The organism is Citrobacter sp. U14242 (assembly GCF_046555775.1).
Taxonomy (GTDB): Bacteria; Pseudomonadota; Gammaproteobacteria; order Enterobacterales; family Enterobacteriaceae; genus Citrobacter.
This window is the reverse complement of record NZ_JBKGLW010000014.1, coordinates 114,246-133,118: the sequence shown is the minus strand read 5'-3', so window position 1 is coordinate 133,118 and position 18,873 is coordinate 114,246. Positions and strand designations below refer to the sequence as shown.

The 18,873-nt window shown below is 48.6% G+C and carries 16 protein-coding genes and 1 riboswitch; of the genes, 3 read left to right on the top strand and 13 right to left on the bottom strand.

What is annotated here, in order from left to right; all coding sequences use genetic code 11:
* Positions 1-293 precede the first annotated feature (293 nt).
* A complete protein-coding gene (gene murI / locus ACLJXE_RS21165; protein WP_410751943.1) occupies positions 294-1,145 on the bottom strand; it encodes a glutamate racemase in 852 nt (283 codons plus the stop codon).
* The gene (gene btuB / locus ACLJXE_RS21160; protein WP_410751942.1) at positions 1,090-2,928 is read right to left on the bottom strand and encodes a TonB-dependent vitamin B12 receptor BtuB; all 1,839 of its coding nucleotides are present in this window, start codon (positions 2,926-2,928) and stop codon (positions 1,090-1,092) included. The genes murI and btuB overlap by 56 nt, the downstream gene beginning before the upstream one ends.
* Before the next feature lie 63 nt (positions 2,929-2,991).
* A riboswitch (cobalamin riboswitch) is annotated at positions 2,992-3,189 on the bottom strand.
* A 115-nt stretch (positions 3,190-3,304) separates the two neighbouring features.
* Here btuB and trmA point away from each other — a divergent pair.
* Positions 3,305-4,405 carry a tRNA (uridine(54)-C5)-methyltransferase TrmA gene (gene trmA / locus ACLJXE_RS21155; RefSeq protein ID WP_410751941.1) on the top strand — a complete coding sequence of 367 codons (1,101 nt, stop codon included), beginning with the start codon at positions 3,305-3,307 and terminating at the stop codon, positions 4,403-4,405.
* Positions 4,406-4,484: 79 nt separating this feature from the next.
* Here trmA and ACLJXE_RS21150 read toward each other — a convergent pair whose 3' ends face one another.
* Positions 4,485-4,844 (bottom strand): YijD family membrane protein, encoded by a 360-nt coding sequence (locus tag ACLJXE_RS21150; RefSeq protein WP_003825114.1) that lies wholly within the window; start codon positions 4,842-4,844, stop codon positions 4,485-4,487.
* Between the two features lie 15 nt (positions 4,845-4,859).
* Positions 4,860-5,495: an HTH-type transcriptional repressor FabR gene (gene fabR / locus ACLJXE_RS21145; protein ID WP_003028862.1), complete on the bottom strand. Its 636-nt coding sequence runs from the start codon at positions 5,493-5,495 to the stop codon at positions 4,860-4,862.
* Between the two features lie 191 nt (positions 5,496-5,686).
* Here fabR and sthA point away from each other — a divergent pair, with 191 nt between their 5' ends.
* The gene (sthA, locus tag ACLJXE_RS21140) at positions 5,687-7,087 is read left to right on the top strand and encodes a Si-specific NAD(P)(+) transhydrogenase (protein WP_410751940.1); all 1,401 of its coding nucleotides are present in this window, start codon (positions 5,687-5,689) and stop codon (positions 7,085-7,087) included.
* Here the strand turns inward: sthA and oxyR are convergent.
* From oxyR to ACLJXE_RS21100, 8 genes are all read right to left on the bottom strand, one after another.
* Entirely contained in the window at positions 7,070-7,987 is a 918-nt protein-coding gene (gene oxyR, locus ACLJXE_RS21135; RefSeq protein ID WP_198907356.1) for a DNA-binding transcriptional regulator OxyR, read from the bottom strand. The two genes, sthA and oxyR, sit on opposite strands and share 18 nt — an antisense overlap.
* A gap of 256 nt (positions 7,988-8,243) precedes the next feature.
* Complete coding sequence (locus tag ACLJXE_RS21130) at positions 8,244-9,725, bottom strand: FGGY-family carbohydrate kinase (protein WP_410751939.1); 1,482 nt, start codon at positions 9,723-9,725, stop codon at positions 8,244-8,246.
* Positions 9,726-9,735: 10 nt separating this feature from the next.
* Positions 9,736-10,617, bottom strand: coding sequence for an L-ribulose-5-phosphate 3-epimerase (locus ACLJXE_RS21125; RefSeq protein ID WP_048223436.1), 882 nt, complete (start codon positions 10,615-10,617; stop codon positions 9,736-9,738).
* On the bottom strand, positions 10,617-11,663 hold the full coding sequence (locus ACLJXE_RS21120) for an ABC transporter permease (protein WP_225760343.1): 1,047 nt from the start codon (positions 11,661-11,663) through the stop codon (positions 10,617-10,619). The genes ACLJXE_RS21125 and ACLJXE_RS21120 overlap by 1 nt, the downstream gene beginning before the upstream one ends.
* A gap of 13 nt (positions 11,664-11,676) precedes the next feature.
* Positions 11,677-12,669 (bottom strand): ABC transporter permease, encoded by a 993-nt coding sequence (locus ACLJXE_RS21115; RefSeq protein WP_410751938.1) that lies wholly within the window; start codon positions 12,667-12,669, stop codon positions 11,677-11,679.
* Positions 12,662-14,179 carry a sugar ABC transporter ATP-binding protein gene (locus ACLJXE_RS21110; RefSeq protein WP_410751937.1) on the bottom strand — a complete coding sequence of 506 codons (1,518 nt, stop codon included), beginning with the start codon at positions 14,177-14,179 and terminating at the stop codon, positions 12,662-12,664. The genes ACLJXE_RS21115 and ACLJXE_RS21110 overlap by 8 nt, the downstream gene beginning before the upstream one ends.
* Before the next feature lie 61 nt (positions 14,180-14,240).
* A complete protein-coding gene (locus tag ACLJXE_RS21105; protein WP_286631080.1) occupies positions 14,241-15,245 on the bottom strand; it encodes a substrate-binding domain-containing protein in 1,005 nt (334 codons plus the stop codon).
* 144 nt (positions 15,246-15,389) lie between these two features.
* Positions 15,390-16,202: a DeoR/GlpR family DNA-binding transcription regulator gene (locus ACLJXE_RS21100; protein ID WP_410751936.1), complete on the bottom strand. Its 813-nt coding sequence runs from the start codon at positions 16,200-16,202 to the stop codon at positions 15,390-15,392.
* Between the two features lie 430 nt (positions 16,203-16,632).
* On the opposite strand from ACLJXE_RS21100, the gene araD reads away from it, so the two are divergent.
* Positions 16,633-17,325: an L-ribulose-5-phosphate 4-epimerase gene (araD, locus tag ACLJXE_RS21095; RefSeq protein ID WP_410751935.1), complete on the top strand. Its 693-nt coding sequence runs from the start codon at positions 16,633-16,635 to the stop codon at positions 17,323-17,325.
* A gap of 60 nt (positions 17,326-17,385) precedes the next feature.
* Here araD and argH read toward each other — a convergent pair whose 3' ends face one another.
* Complete coding sequence (gene argH, locus ACLJXE_RS21090) at positions 17,386-18,759, bottom strand: argininosuccinate lyase (protein WP_410751934.1); 1,374 nt, start codon at positions 18,757-18,759, stop codon at positions 17,386-17,388.
* Positions 18,760-18,873 lie beyond the last annotated feature (114 nt).

The window sequence follows — 18,873 nt, the reverse complement described above, 5'->3', positions numbered from 1 at the left end:
TTAAGAATCCGTATCTTCGAGTGCCCACACAGATTGTCTGATAAATTGTTAAAGAGCAGTTGCGACGCGCTTTAGCGCTCTGTCGCGAGGTCCCGTATATTACGTTTTCCTCATTCAGAGTCAAGCATTTATTTTTGCTTTTCTCTACGAGATTCTTAGTAGAACTCCGCTGACCCGGCGGCGTGTAATCCGTTGTTCCGTGTCAGTGGAGGCGCATTATAGGGAGTTATTTCAGGCTGACAAGGGGAAATTTAAAATAATTTTCCGAGTGCGTACTTTTTCACCAAAACAGACTAAATCGCCAGTTTTTCGAGCGTTTTGAAGCCATAGCGCTGCAACACTGGCAATAATTGTTCAGCCTCTGTGGTCATGGCCGTGCAGAATGCCACATTCTCATCGGCTGATTTTGCATCTGGCGCTTCGTGTTCTAATAGCCAGGCCGTTCGACGCGCAATCGCTGCACCGGAATCCACCAGTCGCGTCCCTTCCGGGAGGACTTGTAATAGCTCTTCCTGTAATAGAGGGAAATGGGTGCATCCAAGGACCACCGTATCAGGGGGTTCCGACATCCGCAGCCACGGTCGCAGAATACGGCGCAGTTCTTCCAGCGAGACGGGCTCACCGTGCAGCTTCGCTTCTGCCAGTTCCACCAACTCAGCGGATCCCAACATCGCTATCTGACACTCGTTAGCAAACCGTGCTATCAATTCGTGTGTGTACGAGCGTTTCACCGTCGCGCGCGTCGCCAGCAGTCCTACAATACCATTCGCCGTGAGGCGCGCCGCGGGTTTAATCGCGGGCACCACACCGACAACCGGAAAAGCGAACTTTTCACGTAATGCGGGGAGTGACACCGTGCTGGCGGTATTGCATGCGATAACCGCAAGTGCGAGGGGGTAGCGTTGCTGAACTGCGGTAACAATCTCAACAACACGCTCCACAATAAACTCTTCGCTTTTCTCACCATAAGGAAAGGCGACGTTATCGAAAGCATATATATAGTGGAGATCCGGCAGGAGATTCCGGATCTCATTGTAGACCGACAACCCACCGACGCCGGAATCAAACACCAGCACGGTGGGACGTGAATCAGAAGGTGTAGCTGCCAGACAAGGTGTATTCCCGTCCTGCAGTTGGGTAGCCATAAACTGTCTCGTAATCTTTATCGAACAGGTTGGCGATTTTACCACGAACTGTCAGCTGTGAGGTGATCGGATATGACACTGCCAGATCCCACAAACTCACACCGCCCATTTTTACCGGTTGATAAGTAACGTAGTCCGTATCGTATCGCGTCCCCAGATAGTGATATGTCAGGCCCCAGTCAAAATCATAGACCTGCCAGTCGAGTTGGTATTTCACCTGCTGTTTAGAACGCCGAGCCAATGGCTCGTTGGTAATCGCATTACGCGAATCCACGTAGTCGTAGCTAAGCGTATGCGCCAACGGCCCGGTGTCGAAGTTTGCAGTCGCTTCGATACCTTTAATACGCGCTTTGCCTTCGTTGTAGTACTTCTGAGTGTGGGTGTTGTAGTCGATCATGTCATCGATATCGTTGCGATACCCCGACACGCGCCAGTTAACACCTGATGTTAACCCTTCAAACGCCCCTTCCCACTGCTTACTCTCTTCGGGATCAAGGTTTGCATTGCCGTAATAGCCATGCAACTGACCCAGATTTGGCGCTTTGTAAGATGTGCCATAAGAGGCAATGAAACGATAGCCTTCGATAAACTCCCATCCGGCACTGGTTTGCCATGTACCATGACGACCAAACTCGGAGTTGTCATCACTACGTGCTGCACCTTCGAAGGTGAAGTCACCAAGCTGCTGCAATCCCGTTAAATAGAGTCCAGTATTACGTTGGTCGTAACCGTCCGTAACATACCCAGTGCCTGGCTCCGTAGTTTGCTTTTGCCAGTCCACACCTGCACCAATATTACCGTGGCCAACAACTATGCTGTTTGACCACTGAACATTATATTGCTTCATATCATCCAGCGTGGCCGAGGAATCATAGCGGCCATAGTTCGGATCATAGTTGTAGTCTTTACTGTGGCTGTAGCTCGAAACCAGTTGTGACTGAATAAGCTCGCCATTAAAACGTAACCCAGCGTCCCAGCTCTGGCTATAAAGCTGTCGGGTATCCAGTAGAGCCGAGCCAGGAGAATAATACGAGTCATAATCTGTGCGGTTATCATAACCATAACCACGAACGAACCCGCTCCATGTCTCGGAGAAGTTGTGCTCCAGTGCGCCATACAGCGTCTTGCTTAAGAAACCGTCTTTATCCGGTTGAGCCTGTGCGCCAGTGCTACCGTAGGCCACGACATCGAAGCCTTTGGTGTAGGCATAATCGCCCATCAACGTGACACGCGTATTTTCGCCAAGCTGTTGTTGGGTTGAGATATCGTAATTCTGATACCCATTGCTTCCCACGCCAGCGGTCAATTCCGTCCCTGGTTTTTCACGCGTAGTAATGATATTCACCACGCCGCCAATCGCATCCGAACCATATATAGCGGAACGCGGCCCGCGGATATACTCAATACGTTGCACCAGCGATACCGGGAACTGGCTAAGATCGGCTGAGCCGCTAACTCCCGCTAAATTAAGACGCACACCATCTATCAAAACCAGAACATGGCTGGCGTTAGTGCCGCGAATAAAAATAGACGAGTTTTGCCCCATGCCGCCACTTTGTGCGATATCAACACCAGGCAAACGACGCAGTACATCGTTTACCGAGGTAGATTGCCAGCGATCGATGTCCTGACGTGTAACGACGGTGATGGGTGCAAGTACTGCACTTAGAGGCTGCTGAAAACGGTTGGCAGTAACGACGAGAGTATCTGGGCTAGCATCCTGCGCCCAACCAGAAGATGCCGCAACGGAAAGCGCCGTCAACAGCAACGATTTTTTAATCATTGTAAAGCATCCACAATATAAGAAGGATGCCGCAGGTCCACCGATAGTACGCGATAGTGAAAACCAGATGCGACGTTAGCCGGCAGGTCTTCGGGCTTGGAAGGTTATTCTGGATACCGAATAAAAAGAAATGAAGACTTCCCACCCACAGGCAGTGTCTGCTTTACGCTCTCATTTCACCTTTCCTTACCGCTGCGCGTCAGCTCCAGATTCACACTGGATTCCCTTTTAACTCACAGGACCGGAAAACGGATGCTACAGTTTGTTACAACCTACTGTCCAGACCGGATATCACAATATCGTAAATCATCAATAACTGGACATCTGATGAGCAATCCCTACAATCCCCGCGTACTTTTATTTTTCAGGACGCATCATGACCCCCGAACACCTTCCGACAGAACAGTACGACGCACAGCTAGCTGAAAAAGTGGTGCGTCTGCAGAACTTAATGACGCCATTTTTTACAAAGGCTCCGGAAGTGTTCCGCTCACCGGTTAGCCATTACCGTATGCGTGCCGAGTTCCGTCTGTGGCATGACGGGGACGACCTGTACCACATCATGTTCGACAGCCAAACGAAAAACCGTATTCGTGTCGACAGCTTTCCGGCGGCCAGTGAGCTTATCAATACGCTGATGACGGCAATGATTGAAGGTGTACGCAACAACCACGTCCTGCGTCACAAACTGTTCCAGATCGATTACCTTACCACCCTGAGCGATCAGGCAGTGATATCCATGCTGTACCATAAAAAACTGGATAATGAGTGGCGCCAGGAAGCCGAAGCGCTGCGGGATGCGCTACGGGCGCAAAACCTGAATGTGCACCTGATCGGCCGGGCGACCAAAACTAAAATCGAGTTGGATCAGGATTATATCGACGAACGTTTACCTGTCGCGGGCAAAGAGATTATCTACCGCCAGGTTGAGAACAGTTTCACGCAACCGAATGCTGCGATGAACATTCAGATGCTGGAATGGGCGATTGATGTCACCAAAGGTTCAAAGGGCGATCTGCTGGAGCTGTACTGCGGTAATGGCAACTTTTCATTAGCGCTGGCGCAGAACTTCAACCGCGTACTGGCCACCGAAATCGCCAAGCCGTCCGTTGCTGCAGCCCAGTACAACATCGCAGCTAACCATATTGATAATGTACAAATTATCCGTATGGCAGCCGAAGAGTTTACGCAGGCAATGAACGGTGTTCGCGAATTCAACCGTTTGCAGGGCATCGATCTGAAGAGTTACCAGTGTGAAACCATTTTCGTTGACCCACCGCGCAGCGGACTGGACAGCGAAACGGAGAAAATGGTGCAGGCGTATCCGCGGATTCTGTACATCTCCTGCAACCCGGAGACGCTGTGTAAGAACCTGGAAACATTAATCCAGACGCATACTGTCTCACGTCTGGCGCTGTTCGATCAGTTCCCGTATACGCACCATATGGAGTGCGGCGTATTACTGACCGCGAAATAACTTTTTGTAGACCGGATAGGCGGTTACGCTGCCATCCGGCGCTGTGCCGGGCGCGCTTTGCTTGCCCGGCCTACAAATCTTATTCCGCGATTTCCTGCTTACGGTTACGCACTTTAAAGCCGATCCAGAACACCAGAATCACCGACAGTACCGCCGGGAAGAAGTTAGAGCCAATATCCGGATATTCAGCACGTACAACGGTGCTGTACAGCAGAACACCGAGAATAAAACAGGCTGCAGCCAGGCCCGGTAGCCCCACAGGCATGGTGCGATTCTGGTAACGTTGATGCAGACAATAAACCGTCAACACCAGCGAAATAATCGGGAATACAGAGAATGGCACAATGGAGCTAAACAGCGCCGCGAATGTGCCATTGATCGATAAGCCGGCAACCAGCGCCAGCAGCAGCGTACCTTTATCTTGACCTGACTGTTTCATTGCTCGTCCTTCTCGTTACTCGGAGTGGTGCGTCATCTTCTCTTGTTCACGGCGGTACCAGTAAAATGCGCCTTTTGCGATCATGCGCAGTTGCAATACCAACCGCTCTTCCAGTTGCCGACGCTGTTCAGCGCCAACATCCAGTGCTTCTGCCCCGGCACTGAACACAATCGTTACCATGGCTTCGGCTTGCGCTTCAGTAAACGCGCGAGGCATATGGTTTTCGAGTTCCAGATAGTCCGCAAGTTCCGCAATGAAGTGCTGAATTTCACGCGCAACCGCTGCACGAAACGCTGCAGAGGTGCCCGAACGCTCGCGCAATAATAAACGGAAGGCGTTGGGATTGTTGCCGATGAACTCCATAAATGTTGAGACCGAGGTACGGATCACACTACCGCCTTTGGCGATACGCTGACGTGCCTGACGCATCAACTGGCGCAGCATCAGACCACTCTCATCCACCATCGTCAGGCCGAGCTCATCCACATCGCGGAAATGGCGATAAAACGAGGTTGGCGCAATGCCCGCTTCACGAGCAACTTCTCGTAAACTTAGGCTGGCAAAACTACGCTCAGCGCTGAGTTGACTAAATGCGGCTTCGACCAGCGAACGCCGGGTTTTCTCTTTTTGTTGCGCTCTAACGCCCATCACGATGTCTGAATCCTTCCACATACCTTGCTGGCACTATACCAGAGATTAGGCGGTTGGCATGGCTTTGTGAATGATTGTTTACGCGCAGTTTGTGCTTCGACTTCGCAAAAAAGCACAACGATAATTGGGTTATCCCAACAACGATGTTACTATTCTGTTGCTTTTATGTATAAGAACAGGTAAGCCTGACCATGTCACATTCCTACGATTACGATGCAATAGTAATAGGTTCCGGTCCCGGCGGCGAAGGCGCTGCGATGGGTCTGGTTAAGCAAGGAGCGCGCGTCGCGGTTATTGAGCGCTATCATAACGTCGGCGGAGGCTGTACCCATTGGGGCACAATCCCGTCGAAAGCGCTCCGCCACGCAGTCAGCCGTATTATCGAATTCAATCAGAACCCACTTTACAGCGACCATTCCCGACTTCTTCGTTCTTCTTTCGCCGATATTCTCAACCATGCTGATAACGTCATTAATCAGCAAACGCGTATGCGGCAAGGTTTTTACGAACGTAACCACTGTGAAATTCTGCAGGGAAATGCCCGTTTCGTTGACGAACACACCATTGCTCTGGAATGTCACGACGGTACAGTGGAAACACTCACCGCAGATAAGTTTGTGATTGCCTGCGGCTCGCGCCCCTACCACCCGACTGACGTCGATTTTTCGCACCCGCGCGTTTACGACAGTGATTCTATCCTCAGCCTGCATCACGAACCTCGTCATGTTCTTATTTATGGCGCAGGCGTGATTGGCTGCGAATATGCATCGATCTTCAGAGGGATGGACGTAAAAGTTGATTTAATCAACACCCGCGATCGTCTGCTGGCATTCCTCGATCAGGAGATGTCCGATTCGCTCTCTTATCACTTCTGGAACAGTGGCGTGGTTATTCGCCATAACGAAGAGTATGAGCAGATTGAAGGCTGCGATGACGGCGTCATCATGCACCTGAAATCCGGTAAAAAACTGAAAGCCGATTGCCTGCTATACGCCAACGGTCGTACCGGTAACACCGATTCGTTAGCGCTGGAGAATATTGGTCTGAAAACGGACAGTCGCGGGCAGCTAAAAGTAAATAGCATGTATCAGACCGCACTGCCGCATGTGTATGCCGTTGGCGATGTGATCGGTTACCCAAGCCTGGCCTCCGCAGCCTACGATCAGGGACGTATCGCCGCTCAGGCACTGGTTAAAGGTGAAGCTACCGCGCACCTGATCGAAGATATTCCGACCGGAATTTATACCATTCCTGAAATCAGCTCCGTCGGTAAAACCGAACAGCAGCTAACGGCAATGAAAGTCCCATACGAAGTCGGTCGCGCCCAGTTTAAACATCTGGCTCGCGCACAAATCGTCGGGATGAGTGTCGGAACGCTGAAGATTTTGTTCCATCGCGAAACCAAAGAGATTTTGGGGATCCATTGCTTTGGGGAACGCGCAGCCGAAATTATTCATATCGGTCAGGCGATCATGGAGCAAAAAGGTGGTGGTAACACCATCGAGTACTTCGTTAACACCACCTTTAACTACCCAACCATGGCAGAAGCCTATCGGGTAGCCGCGCTAAACGGCTTAAACCGCCTGTTTTAACGCGTTGTCGAAATGGCCATCCATTGCCCCACGGATGGCCTCTGCCAGCTGTTCATAACGGCTGCGTAACGGCGAACCCGGACGGTACACCAGGCCAATAGTACGGCGCGGTTCCGGCTTAATGCACGGCAGATAGACCACACCATCACGCTTACGCTCTGGCGGAACGGCTAGTGCAGGCAGTAAGGTAATGCCACTACCTGCCGCAACCATATTGCGCAGCGTTTCCAGACTGGTTGCCCGGAAATGGGTGTCTTCATCAGCACCTGCTTCAAAGCAGAAGCCCATCGCCTGATCGCGCAGACAGTGCCCATCTTCCAGCATCAGCAGTTTTTCACCTGCTAAATCTGACATCGGCACACAGTCACGGTTTGCCCATGGGTGATCTTCATAGATCGCCAGCATCATAGGCTCATCAAACAGCGGCACTTCAATGAACGCCTCACTTTCCTTGACCAACGCCAGGATTACGCAGTCGAGCTTACCGCTATCCAGTTGCGCCAGCAGCTGATGCGTCTGCGCTTCATGCAGGTACATTTCCAGTTTCGGGAAGGTCTGGTGCAACATAGGGATAATATGCGGCAACAGGTATGGCCCCACTGTCGGGATCAAACCAATGTGCAGCGGGCCAGACATTGTCTCGCCTTGTTGACTTGCCATTTCCTTGAGCACTTTGACCTCGCGCAGCACGGTACGCGCCTGATCCACCAGCAGTAAACCTGCCTGAGTGAACAGTACTTTACGACTCGTACGCTCCAGCAGCATAACGCCAAGCTCATCTTCCAGTTTGCGGATTTGTCCGCTAAGCGTTGGCTGGCTGACGTGGCAGGAGTCCGCCGCTCGCCGGAAGTGACGATGCTCGGCTAGCGCCACCAGGTATTCAAGATCACGAATATTCATTATTCATCCTCCATCGCCACGATAGTTCATGGCGATAGGTAGCATAGCAACGAACGATTATCCCTATCAAGCTTTCTGTTTAATAATGCACCACAGAAACGGAACGGTACCCTTTAACCCTTGAAGCGCCTGTCCGTTCTCATACTCGAAATAACTAAAGCCAACGTGAACATTTGCGGACCTCTGGTCCGCTTTTTTTTTGCGTAAAAAAGCCCGGCTTAATACCAGGCTGGATGGATACAACTATGTGCTGTTGTTACGTTGCTACCGTGCTCAGTGCATCAGCGACACGTTTGAACCGTTCGAATCGGCTCCGCAACATACGGTGTTTCGCCGCATCCGGCTCCAGGCGAATCACTGGCGGCAGGGCCGCTTTAATCGCCTGTTCAAAACCTGAATAATCACCGGTTCCCACGGCAGCACACATTGCAGCCGCCCGGCAACCGGACTGTTCAATATCAACAATCTCAATCGGCAAATTACTGGCATCGCAAAACATTTGCATCCAAATACGCGAATGCGTTGGCCCCCCGGTAAAACGAATTGATTCCGTGCCGTCACAGAGCTGCAACAATTTGTCCTGATGCAATAAATGCGAAAAAACGACACCCTGATAGATTGCGTAAACCATATCCGCAACATCGTGATGGCCTCCTAACCCGAGAAATCCACCACTCAATGAATCGCAGTAGTTTGAACCGTACAACCAGGGGAAAAATAGAATACAGTCCTGTTTCTCGTAGCCACGAGCCGCCCATTGGTTGAGCGTGTCATGATCGTCCAGTAAATCGGGGAAAAAACGATCAATAAACCAGGTCAAATTACTGGCAGAAGTAGGGCTTCCTTCATGGGCAAAGTATTGCCCAGGGATACTGAATTTCCCCCACACATACGGATATTCTGCCGGAATGATGTTATCAAAAACGCGGGTGGCAATAGACCATGTTCCAGCAACAGCGCTGAGTTGCGTATTGTCATACACTCCGGAGGTCATTGCTGCGCCAACAACATCAAAGACGCCGCCAAAGACCGGCGTTCCCGGTTTTAATCCACACAATACGGCAGCGTCTGTCGTAACGACTCCTGCCAGATCGGCGGAGCCGATCACCTTAGGCATACACCCCATCATCTCTTCAATGCCAAATAGCGAGAACAATTCAGGATCGAATTCATTACGTTGCAGATTGAATAACTGGCTACCCGAAATATTGGTTTCTTCACAGGTAAATTCAGCTGTAAGGCAGTAACGTATGTAATCGTGAGCCATCAAAACATAGCCCGTGCGTGCGTAATTCTCTGGCTCATGCTGCTTCAGCCACCCCAACAACGCGACCGGATGAGAAGGCCATAGTTGTTGGAAACTGCGTGGATAAGCCAAACGATCGATATCCTGCGCCTTCCAGGCAGTCACCAGGGGCTGGGCCCGAGAATCAGAGGACACAATACCATTGCGTACCGGGTGCCCTGACTTATCGACCAGATAAAGCCCCTTACCGTGTGAGGAAAAACCAATCCCGCGAATCTGTTCCGCTGAAAGATGGCTCTCTGTCAACGCTCGCCGGATAACTTCACAGGTTGTCATCCAGAGGTCTGTCATATCACGTTCACAAAACCCCGCCTGCGGACTCAATAATGGTAAGGTCTGGGCGGCCACAGTGATTTCCTTACCCTCGGCAGTGTAGAGCCCCACTTTGGTAACCGTGCCGCCCAAATCAATGCCCATATAGTAATGGTCCATCGTATTCTCCTTATCCGGCGATAAGCGACCGCTCGTCATACCATCCAGCCGCCTGCATCTTGCTCTCTATCCACTGGCGTGCGTGAATAATTTCCAGTAATGGCTCTGCAGATTTTTCCGTCCACATTTCTATCAAGAAGGTTCCCCGATAGTTAAGTTGGCGTAATATTTTGAATAATTTGATAAAATCTACGCAACCTTCACCAAAGGGAACATCGCGGAACTGCCCTGGGGAATCCGGTGTCACTGGAAATGTGTCTTTAAGATGGATTGCGGCAATCCGATCAATACCTTTTGCCAGTTCACTCTCCAACTCGTTGCCCCATGCAGTTAGATTGCCGACATCAGGATAAACGGCAAACCATGGAGAATTAATTTTGGCATCCAGCAATTTCCATTTACTGATGGAGTTAATAAAAGGTGTATCCATAATTTCCACAGCGCACATAACCTGTGCGGCCGCAGCTTGTTCAGCCGCCCAAGCCATCGCATCTTCAAACCAGGCAATAGTTTCATCATTTTGCGGCTCATAATAAACGTCATAACCGGCAAGCTGGATGGTTCTAATCCCCAGATCCTGCGCCAGTCGTAGCGCTTTTTGCATAATAATTCGCGCTTGCTGTCGGGTATCACTATCGCGACTGCCAAACGGAAAGCGTCGATGGGCAGAGAGGCACAAGGTTGGAATACGTACCCCTGTCTTCTGAATGGCGCTGATAATTTCCATACGGTCCGCAAGGGACCAGTCCAGGCGAGCCAGCCGGTCCTCACTCTCATCCACCGACATTTCAACAAAATCAAAACCGCATGATTTAGCCAGTGCAAGCTTCTCGACCCAACTGGTGTTCCTGGGGAGGGCCTTTTCATAAATACCTAACGGGTGGCTACGCATTATCTTCCCTCACGAGTTGCCAATTGTTGTTGAAACGCTTTCCGGCTGTTATTCATGGCGCGCCGTGCCTGCCATTTTTGTTTGAAGAACTTAAATGCCAGTGCGGCAATCAATGTAATCCCCCATACTGCCAGATTAAAATGCAGGCTAAGACCTAGCAGGCTAAGCCCGGTAGCGATAACCTGGAGCACCAATAGTGCGCAAAATACATGAGCAACTTTGCCTACCCCACCGAACGGATCGGTACCGCCCAAAACAATGGCCAGTACTGTGAGCAGAAGATAAGAATCGCCATACCCCATACGAGCGGAATTGAAGCGGGCAAGCATAATCAGCCCCGCCAGGACACATAACAGACTGGAGATAGCATAAATAGCAATCAGCACGCGCTCGGTGCGAATGCCGCTAAACCAGGTTGCATTAATATTGCTTCCGCACATATAGATGACTTTTCCTGTGCGTGTTTTTCCAAGGAATAGAGCCAGCGCGAGAGTCGTAATGATAAAAATCACCATCGGAACCGGCATCCCATAAATGACCTCTGACCCAATGCTACGGACTATCGGTGGCATACCACTTAAGGCAGCGCCTTTAGTGAGGTAAATACCAATACCACTGATAATCGTCATACTGCCCAGTGTTACCAAAATTGGGTGTGCGCCAACACGAGAGATGATCATTCCTGTCACAGCGCCAATCGCGACAGCGATCATCATCGCTCCCACTATCGCCAAAAATAACCACCCTAACTGCATACTGGTAGAAGCATCAGCAGGTACGAATTGGATCAACAGCCAGGCCATAAACAGGCTGGTTAAATTAGCGGTACCAATAATCGCCAGATTCAGCCCACCGCTCAGCATTGGCACAAACATCGCAAAAGTGAGCAATCCCAACTCGGGTAGCTGGAAGGCAATACTCAGAAAAGTATTATCGGTAAAAAAACGTCCGGGCATCGCCAGGCTAAAAGCCACTACAGCAAAGAAACATATCGCCAGTAAGCCGGAGCTGGTGCCATCAATTGGTAAAAATGCCTTTTTTTTCATTTCACGCCCCCTGTCAGACAAACCCAACGTCCGTTTCTTTACGCTTTTTGTAATGGGTGACGCAGATAGCCGAAACAATCACCACACCGATGACGATATTGACGAAGTAGCTGGACACGCCAATCAAGTTGAGACCATTTTTGAGTATGCCGATAAGGAAGACCCCCATAAGCGTACCGATCACCGAACCACGCCCCCCGGATAAGCTAGCCCCTCCCAGTACAGCAGCAGCCAGAACATCCAATTCACCGCCAACCAACGCATTGGGAACAACCTCGCTCATGCGGTAAGCCTGCAGCATTCCGCCGATCGCCGCCGCCGCGCCAAGATAGCCGTAGGCGAACAGATAAATAAGTGAAACCCGGATCCCAATACGCCGCGCCGACTCTGTACTGCCACCCACAGCATAAAGCTGACGTCCAATATGGGTTTTCGTCATGACAATCCATGTAAAACAGGCCATGCCCAGCATCACTATCAGAGGCAATCCAACCTGATAAACCTCCCCTTCAAATTCGAAGCTAAAAAGGGAACGTTGCGTTATCCACCAGTCAGGTAAGTCATAGATGCTGTGACCATTCGTCAGCCACATCAACATGCCGAATAACAACGACTGCATACTGATGGTGATAATGATGGAAACTACGTTGAGGTAATAAATGAGGATCGCATTGATCAGGCCAAACAAAACCCCCAGAGAAATAGCAATCCCGAGACATAGCAGTGGATTGGCTATTGTTTCGTTAAGCAGTAATGACGCCACCACATACTGAACAACTGAGGCTACAGCAGCGAATGAAATATCAATTCCTCCTGTCACCAGCACAACAAATAGCCCGAGGGCAAAGATCCCTGTAACGGCATAGCTTTCTGTCAGATCCAGCAGGTTTTGAATTGACAGAAATTGATCATTCATAAGAGAAAACAGTACCAGCATCAGGGCGATAACCCATCCCAGCCATCCCTCGACTGAACGTGGAAACCGCAGGTGCAATAAACTAGCCATTAATCACCTCCGCTAGCTGTTGTTCGGTATAGAGAGAAGGCTGCAGTTCATTAATAATCTTCCCACGCCGCATATGAAAAATACGATCGCAGTTGTAATACGCTTCTGGCGCTTCATCAGTAATCAGCAAGACTGAAATACCTACACCGGAAAGCCGGTGAATAAGCTGGTAAATACTGTCTTTCGCCCCTATATCAACACCAACTGTGGGGGCATCAAGAATAAGTACTTTTGGACGCGTTAAAATCCATTTCGCCAGCACCACTTTTTGTTGATTACCACCAGAAAGTGTTGAAAGTGGGTTATCAGGATTGGTGACTTTAATATCCAGATCCTGAATCCATTCTTTAACCAAAGCGTCCTGGCGTTTTTCATCAATAAATTGCCATGGTGTTTTTAACCGGTTAAGGATCGAAAGCACCATATTGTCACTGACTGACTGGGATAAAACCGCTCCCAATGTAAGACGATCTTCAGAGACATAGGCAATACCTAATTTCGCTGCTTGGGTATTATCTTTAATCACAACTTTTTTACCTTCCAGATAAATATCTCCGCTATCTGGATGAGTAATGCCAAATAGGCTCAACGCCAGCTCTGTTCGTCCCGAACCTAACAAACCGCACAATCCCAGAACCTCACCCTGATGAAGTTTCAGGGAAATATCTTCAAATTGTCCTTTCCTGCTCAACTTTTTCAGCTCAAGGACAACTTTACCTTCAACACTATTCGGTAATTTTTTCTGGTGAACAATGGTCCTGCCGGTCATCAGTTCTGTGATGCGTCCCGGAGACAACTGTTCAGCCGCCCAGGTACCTATAATTTCACCATCGCGAATAACCGTGATACGGTCGGAAATCTCTTTGACCTCATCCAGGCGGTGACTAACAAAAACGACAGTGATATTTTTATGACGGAGATAATTTACCGTGCGTAGTAGTTGGTTAACTTCGGTACGAGTAAGCGAAGCCGTTGGTTCGTCCATTATCACCAGTCGGGCTTCTGCGACCAGAGCACGACAAATGGCAACCTGCTGGCGCTGCGCAATAGGCAAATGCTGAACCAATGCGTCAACATCAAGGTTAAAATTTAATTCCTGTATAATCTTCTCTGACACCGCCTTCAGATGGGCTTTTTTGTGCCACCTGAAATACCCCTTAAGGTTATATTCAAAGGCTATGTTTTCTGCCACCGTCAAATTAGGAAATAATGAGAGATCCTGATAAATAACCTGGATGCCTAACTCGCGAGCTCTATCTGGTGAAAGTCTGGACCAGGATCTATTATCAATAATAATTTCGCTACCCGTATCCGGGATATACACTCCACTCAGCGTTTTTATTAATGTACTTTTGCCACAACCATTTGCACCAGCAAGACAGTGGACTTCACCTTTATTTAGAGTGAGATCAATATTTTTTAATGCCCGATGACCGCCGAAGCTTTTAGTTAACGATTTTAACGTCACTAACGGTTCACCTGTATTTTGCTCTGTAATATGAGGCATCATACTGTTCCTAAACGACCAAAGGATTTCCGGGCCAGTTTAGGCCCGGTGATGCAAACTAAAATTACAAACCTAACTTCACTAAACGTTGCGTATTTTCAAGATCGAGTTTTTCAGGGTTATCGCTGAGAATGGTGTTGTTCTGAACTTTAATTTCTCCCATATCTCCGATTTTTACACCATCCTTAATTGGCTCACCGTTCATCATCGCCGTGGCGACCTGAACAAACACTTTACCTGCAGTCATCGGGTTAGAAATGTAGCCGCCATCAATAGCACCTTTTTCCAGCAACTTAATGCCCTGGCCTGGGGTGAACGTACCAAATACGCAAATTGCATCATTTTTCTTACGTTTATCAATAGCACGACCTGCACCGATTGGTCCCTGCGAACCAAAAGACATGATGCCTTTCAGATCTTTGTATTTAGACATCAGATCATTGGCTGTACGCATAGAGTCATCTACAGACTCCGCTACACCAAAGCGATCCTCAACGAGCGTCATTTTAGGATAATGTTCTTTTTGATAAGCAATGGCGGCATCAGCCCAGTCATTCACCAATGGAACCGTCAGACTGCCTACAAACATGGCGTACTTCCCTTCTTCACCCATGCATTTCGCCATGTCTTTCATGTGATTTGCGCCCATCGTTTGGGTGTTAAGCAACTCAAAGTCCCAGTCAGCATTAGCCTGGTTTGGTGACTCATGAGTAATGACTTTAATACCAGCCTCCTGGGCGCGCTTTAACACAGGTTCCAGAACTTTCGCATCATTTGGAACAACGCCAATCACATCAACTTTCTTGGCGATTAAATCTTCAATAGCGCGCACTTGCTCGGCGGGATCCGCAGTTGTCGGTCCTACTTGCCAGGCATTTACACCTAATGCTTTACCTTCTTCCTTAATGCCTTGTTCCATCACGTTAAACCATGGAATACCACCAACTTTTACCACGACGCCCATCGTAAAAGGTTTATTCGCTTTTTGCGCTGCTGCAGGTTGTTCTGCCCATGCAAGAGATGATGACAAAGCAGCAGTAATCAGACAGGGTAAGATTAATTTTTTCATCGTAAATTCCTTAAGAAATATTATTCATATGTCAGGAAATCCGATAAAAATATCAGCCTGACTTTTTATTTATTTCAACTTTCCGCTGGTATTGGCTAAATAATCGGGCACTACCTTAACTATTTAGTTAACGACTCACATCTATTACTTATCGACTTCTACTACATTTAACTGCGGGTAAAGGCTACGATAACGTTCGTCAATACAATTATTAGTAACCATGACGTCAATTTCATCTAACATACAAATTTTACTGAAGGCATACTGCTCAAACTTACTGGAGTCTACCATTAATATTTTTTGAGCAGAGACCTGAAGCATTACCTGTTTTAATCTGGCATTTATTTCGCTGCCATCTCTAACTCCATTTTCCAGATTCAGTCCCTGACATGAAAAGAAAAAGCTATTAATCTGGAAATTCCTGATCGCACTCTCTGCTACTGGTCCATGAAAGTCATCATGACGCTCTGAATACTCTCCACCGATACCAATAATGCGAACTTTATCCCGGCACGCCAATGCCTGGATAATCCGTAACGAATTCGTCACAACCGTAATATCAATATCCGGAATCTGCCGGGCAAGAAACCAACAGGTACTACTGTTATCCATCAAAATACAATCGCCAGAGCGAATAAACTGCAACGCCGCCTTGGTTATTTTGGCTTTAACATCGGGATGTGCTTCAGTACGCTTGCGAAATGACTCTGCGCGATCCACGCTATTTATTTGCCAGGTTTTATCTTCTGTTATAACCGTAGATATTAAATCGGGAGCATCCAAAGATACTGCGCCGCCAAAGCTGCGGGTGAGTTTCTTTTTTTGTTCAAGTTTTGTCAAATCTCTTCGAATAGTTTCCTGGGATACCTGGCATAATTTCGACAGTTCCGTTACACGCACAGCGCCCATTTGTTGAACGTGTGCGCAGATTATTTTATAACGTTCTGCCTGCAACATAATTTCAGCCCACCAAGACAAAATTCACTGTGTCTACATAATTAATCTTTTTGCCTTAACTTAAAGTGATTGGTATCAAGAATTGCTTTACAGAAATAATACACAATTAACAGTGTGATCTAAGTTTAATTTATTGATGCAATAAATGAATTTTATAACACAATAATGAGATTTTAATCCCAAAATTAATCTCTTTTCTTATTTAATTATCACAGCATAACGACTAAACGGGCATATACGGGCATCAATAAAATCGAAAAACACGCCCGAATACTTCCGAGTTTGACCGTTTTAGTCGTTTTATACATAAGTATCGTCTGCTTGTATTTTACATCTTATGTATTCGGCGTAATTTAAATAGCAACATGATTTCCCAGCAAAATTAAAGAACTCATTTTTATAAAGCTAAATAATATTTCTGGAGTCAAGAATGGATACACTGAAGGAAAAAGTATTTAACGCTAATTTATCCTTACCAGCCCATCATCTGGTGACGTTTACATGGGGCAACGTCAGCGGCATTGATCGTAAAAAAGGCATAATGGTCATTAAACCTTCTGGTGTCGAATATGACAGCATGAGCCTGAATGATATGGTTGTTGTCGACATACAAAGCGGAAAGGTTGTTGAGGGGAATAAAAAACCTTCATCTGATACCGACACTCACCTGGCACTGTATCACGCCTTTCCAAATATCGGTGGGATCGTTCATACCCATTCCCGTCATGCCACCATTTGGTCACAAGCAGGAAAAGACTTAGTGCCGCTGGGAACAACGCATGCGGATTATTTCTACGGTGCGATTCCCTGTACACGAACGATGCTTGATGACGAGATTAATGGGCATTATGAATATGATACCGGTAAGGTAATCATTGAAACATTTAAACAACGTGGAATATCTCCCGACCATATCCCGGCAGTGTTGGTTAACAGCCATGGCCCTTTTGCCTGGGGAACAGATCCCGCCAACGCGGTTCATAACGCTGTCGTGCTTGAAGAAATTGCCTATATGAATTTGTTCACACAGCAACTGCAACCCCATCTGACTGCTATGCAGCAAACGTTACTGGATAAACACTTTTTAAGAAAGCACGGTGATAATGCTTATTATGGTCAGTAAAAAATAGGTCTTTTGACAAAAAGCCTGGCACCACGCCAGGCCTTATAATGATAAATGCCGTTACACGAGACGCGCCTTCGCGTAGTCAATCGCCTGTGCGACTTGCTGCGGTGAAACACCACCTTTGGCCGCACGTTTATCGAGGCACGACTGCAGCGACAGAATCGGGTATACATCATCGCTAATTACGCTGCTGAACTTCTGTAAATCAGCAAGCGGCAACGCTTCCAGCGGTTTACCCTGACGAATCGCCTCAACTACCGTCTCACCTACGATATGGTGTGCTTCGCGGAACGGAACACCTTTTGCCACCAGATAATCCGCCAACTCAGTGGCATTAGCATAACCCTGCTGCGCCGCTTCCTGACAACGAGGGCGTTTCACCTGAATACCATCCAGCACCAGTGCCGCCATATGCAGGCAGTCCAACCAGGTATCAAGCGCGTCGAATATCCCTTCTTTGTCTTCCTGCATATCTTTGTTATACGCCAGCGGCAGACCTTTCAGCGTCATCATCATGCCAGTCAGCGCACCTTGTACGCGGCCACATTTGCCACGGATCAACTCTAATGCATCCGGGTTTTTCTTCTGTGGCATCAGAGATGAACCTGAAGTCACACGATCGGATAACTCAACAAAGCCTGCTTCGCCGGTGTTAAAGAAAATCAGATCTTCAGCAAAGCGCGACAGGTGCACCATGCCTATAGAGGCATCAGAGAGTAACTCCAGTACATGGTCACGATCAGAAACACTGTCCAGACTGTTGCGGGTTGCCGAGGCAAAGCCCAGCCAGCCAGCCAGTTGCTCACGATCGATTTCATACGCCGTACCGGCCAGCGCACCGCAGCCTAACGGGCTAACATCCAGACGCTTAAGCGCATCCTGCAGGCGGCTCTCATCACGCGCCAGCATTTCGACATAAGCCAGACACCAATGAGCAAACGTCACCGGCTGTGCACGCTGCAAGTGTGTGTAACCCGGCATGACGGCGTCCTGGTTATTTTGCGCGGTGTCGACTAACGCGCTTTGCAACTGACGATTGGCAGACAACAGTTCCATGACCGTGTCTTTACACCACAATTTAAGGTCAGTTGCGACCTGGTCATTACGGCTACGCCCGGTGTGCAGTTTTTTACCTAACTGCCCGACTTTATCAATCAGCTTGCCTTCCACCCAGCTGTGAATATCTTCCGCATCACTTTGCAGGATCTGCTGCGGGTCCAGGCGTACCTCTTCCAGCAGATTATTCAGCGCGTCTTCCAGTTGTAGTTGTTCATCAGCAGTCAGTACACCGACGGTTACCAGCGCTTTGGACCAGGCCACAGAGCCGACAATATCCTGCTCTGCCAGGCGGTAGTCAAAACGCAACGAGTCGTTGAACTGTTTGAACCGCTGATCTGCTGCCTGTGTAAAACGCCCACCCCAAAGTGCCATAACGAATTTCCTTAATTTCTTGAATGTCATTGCCAGATAGCGCTGCGCTCATCCGGCCTACAGGTTCGGTTCACGTAGGTCCGATAAGGCGTAACCGCCATCGGGCACAAAATA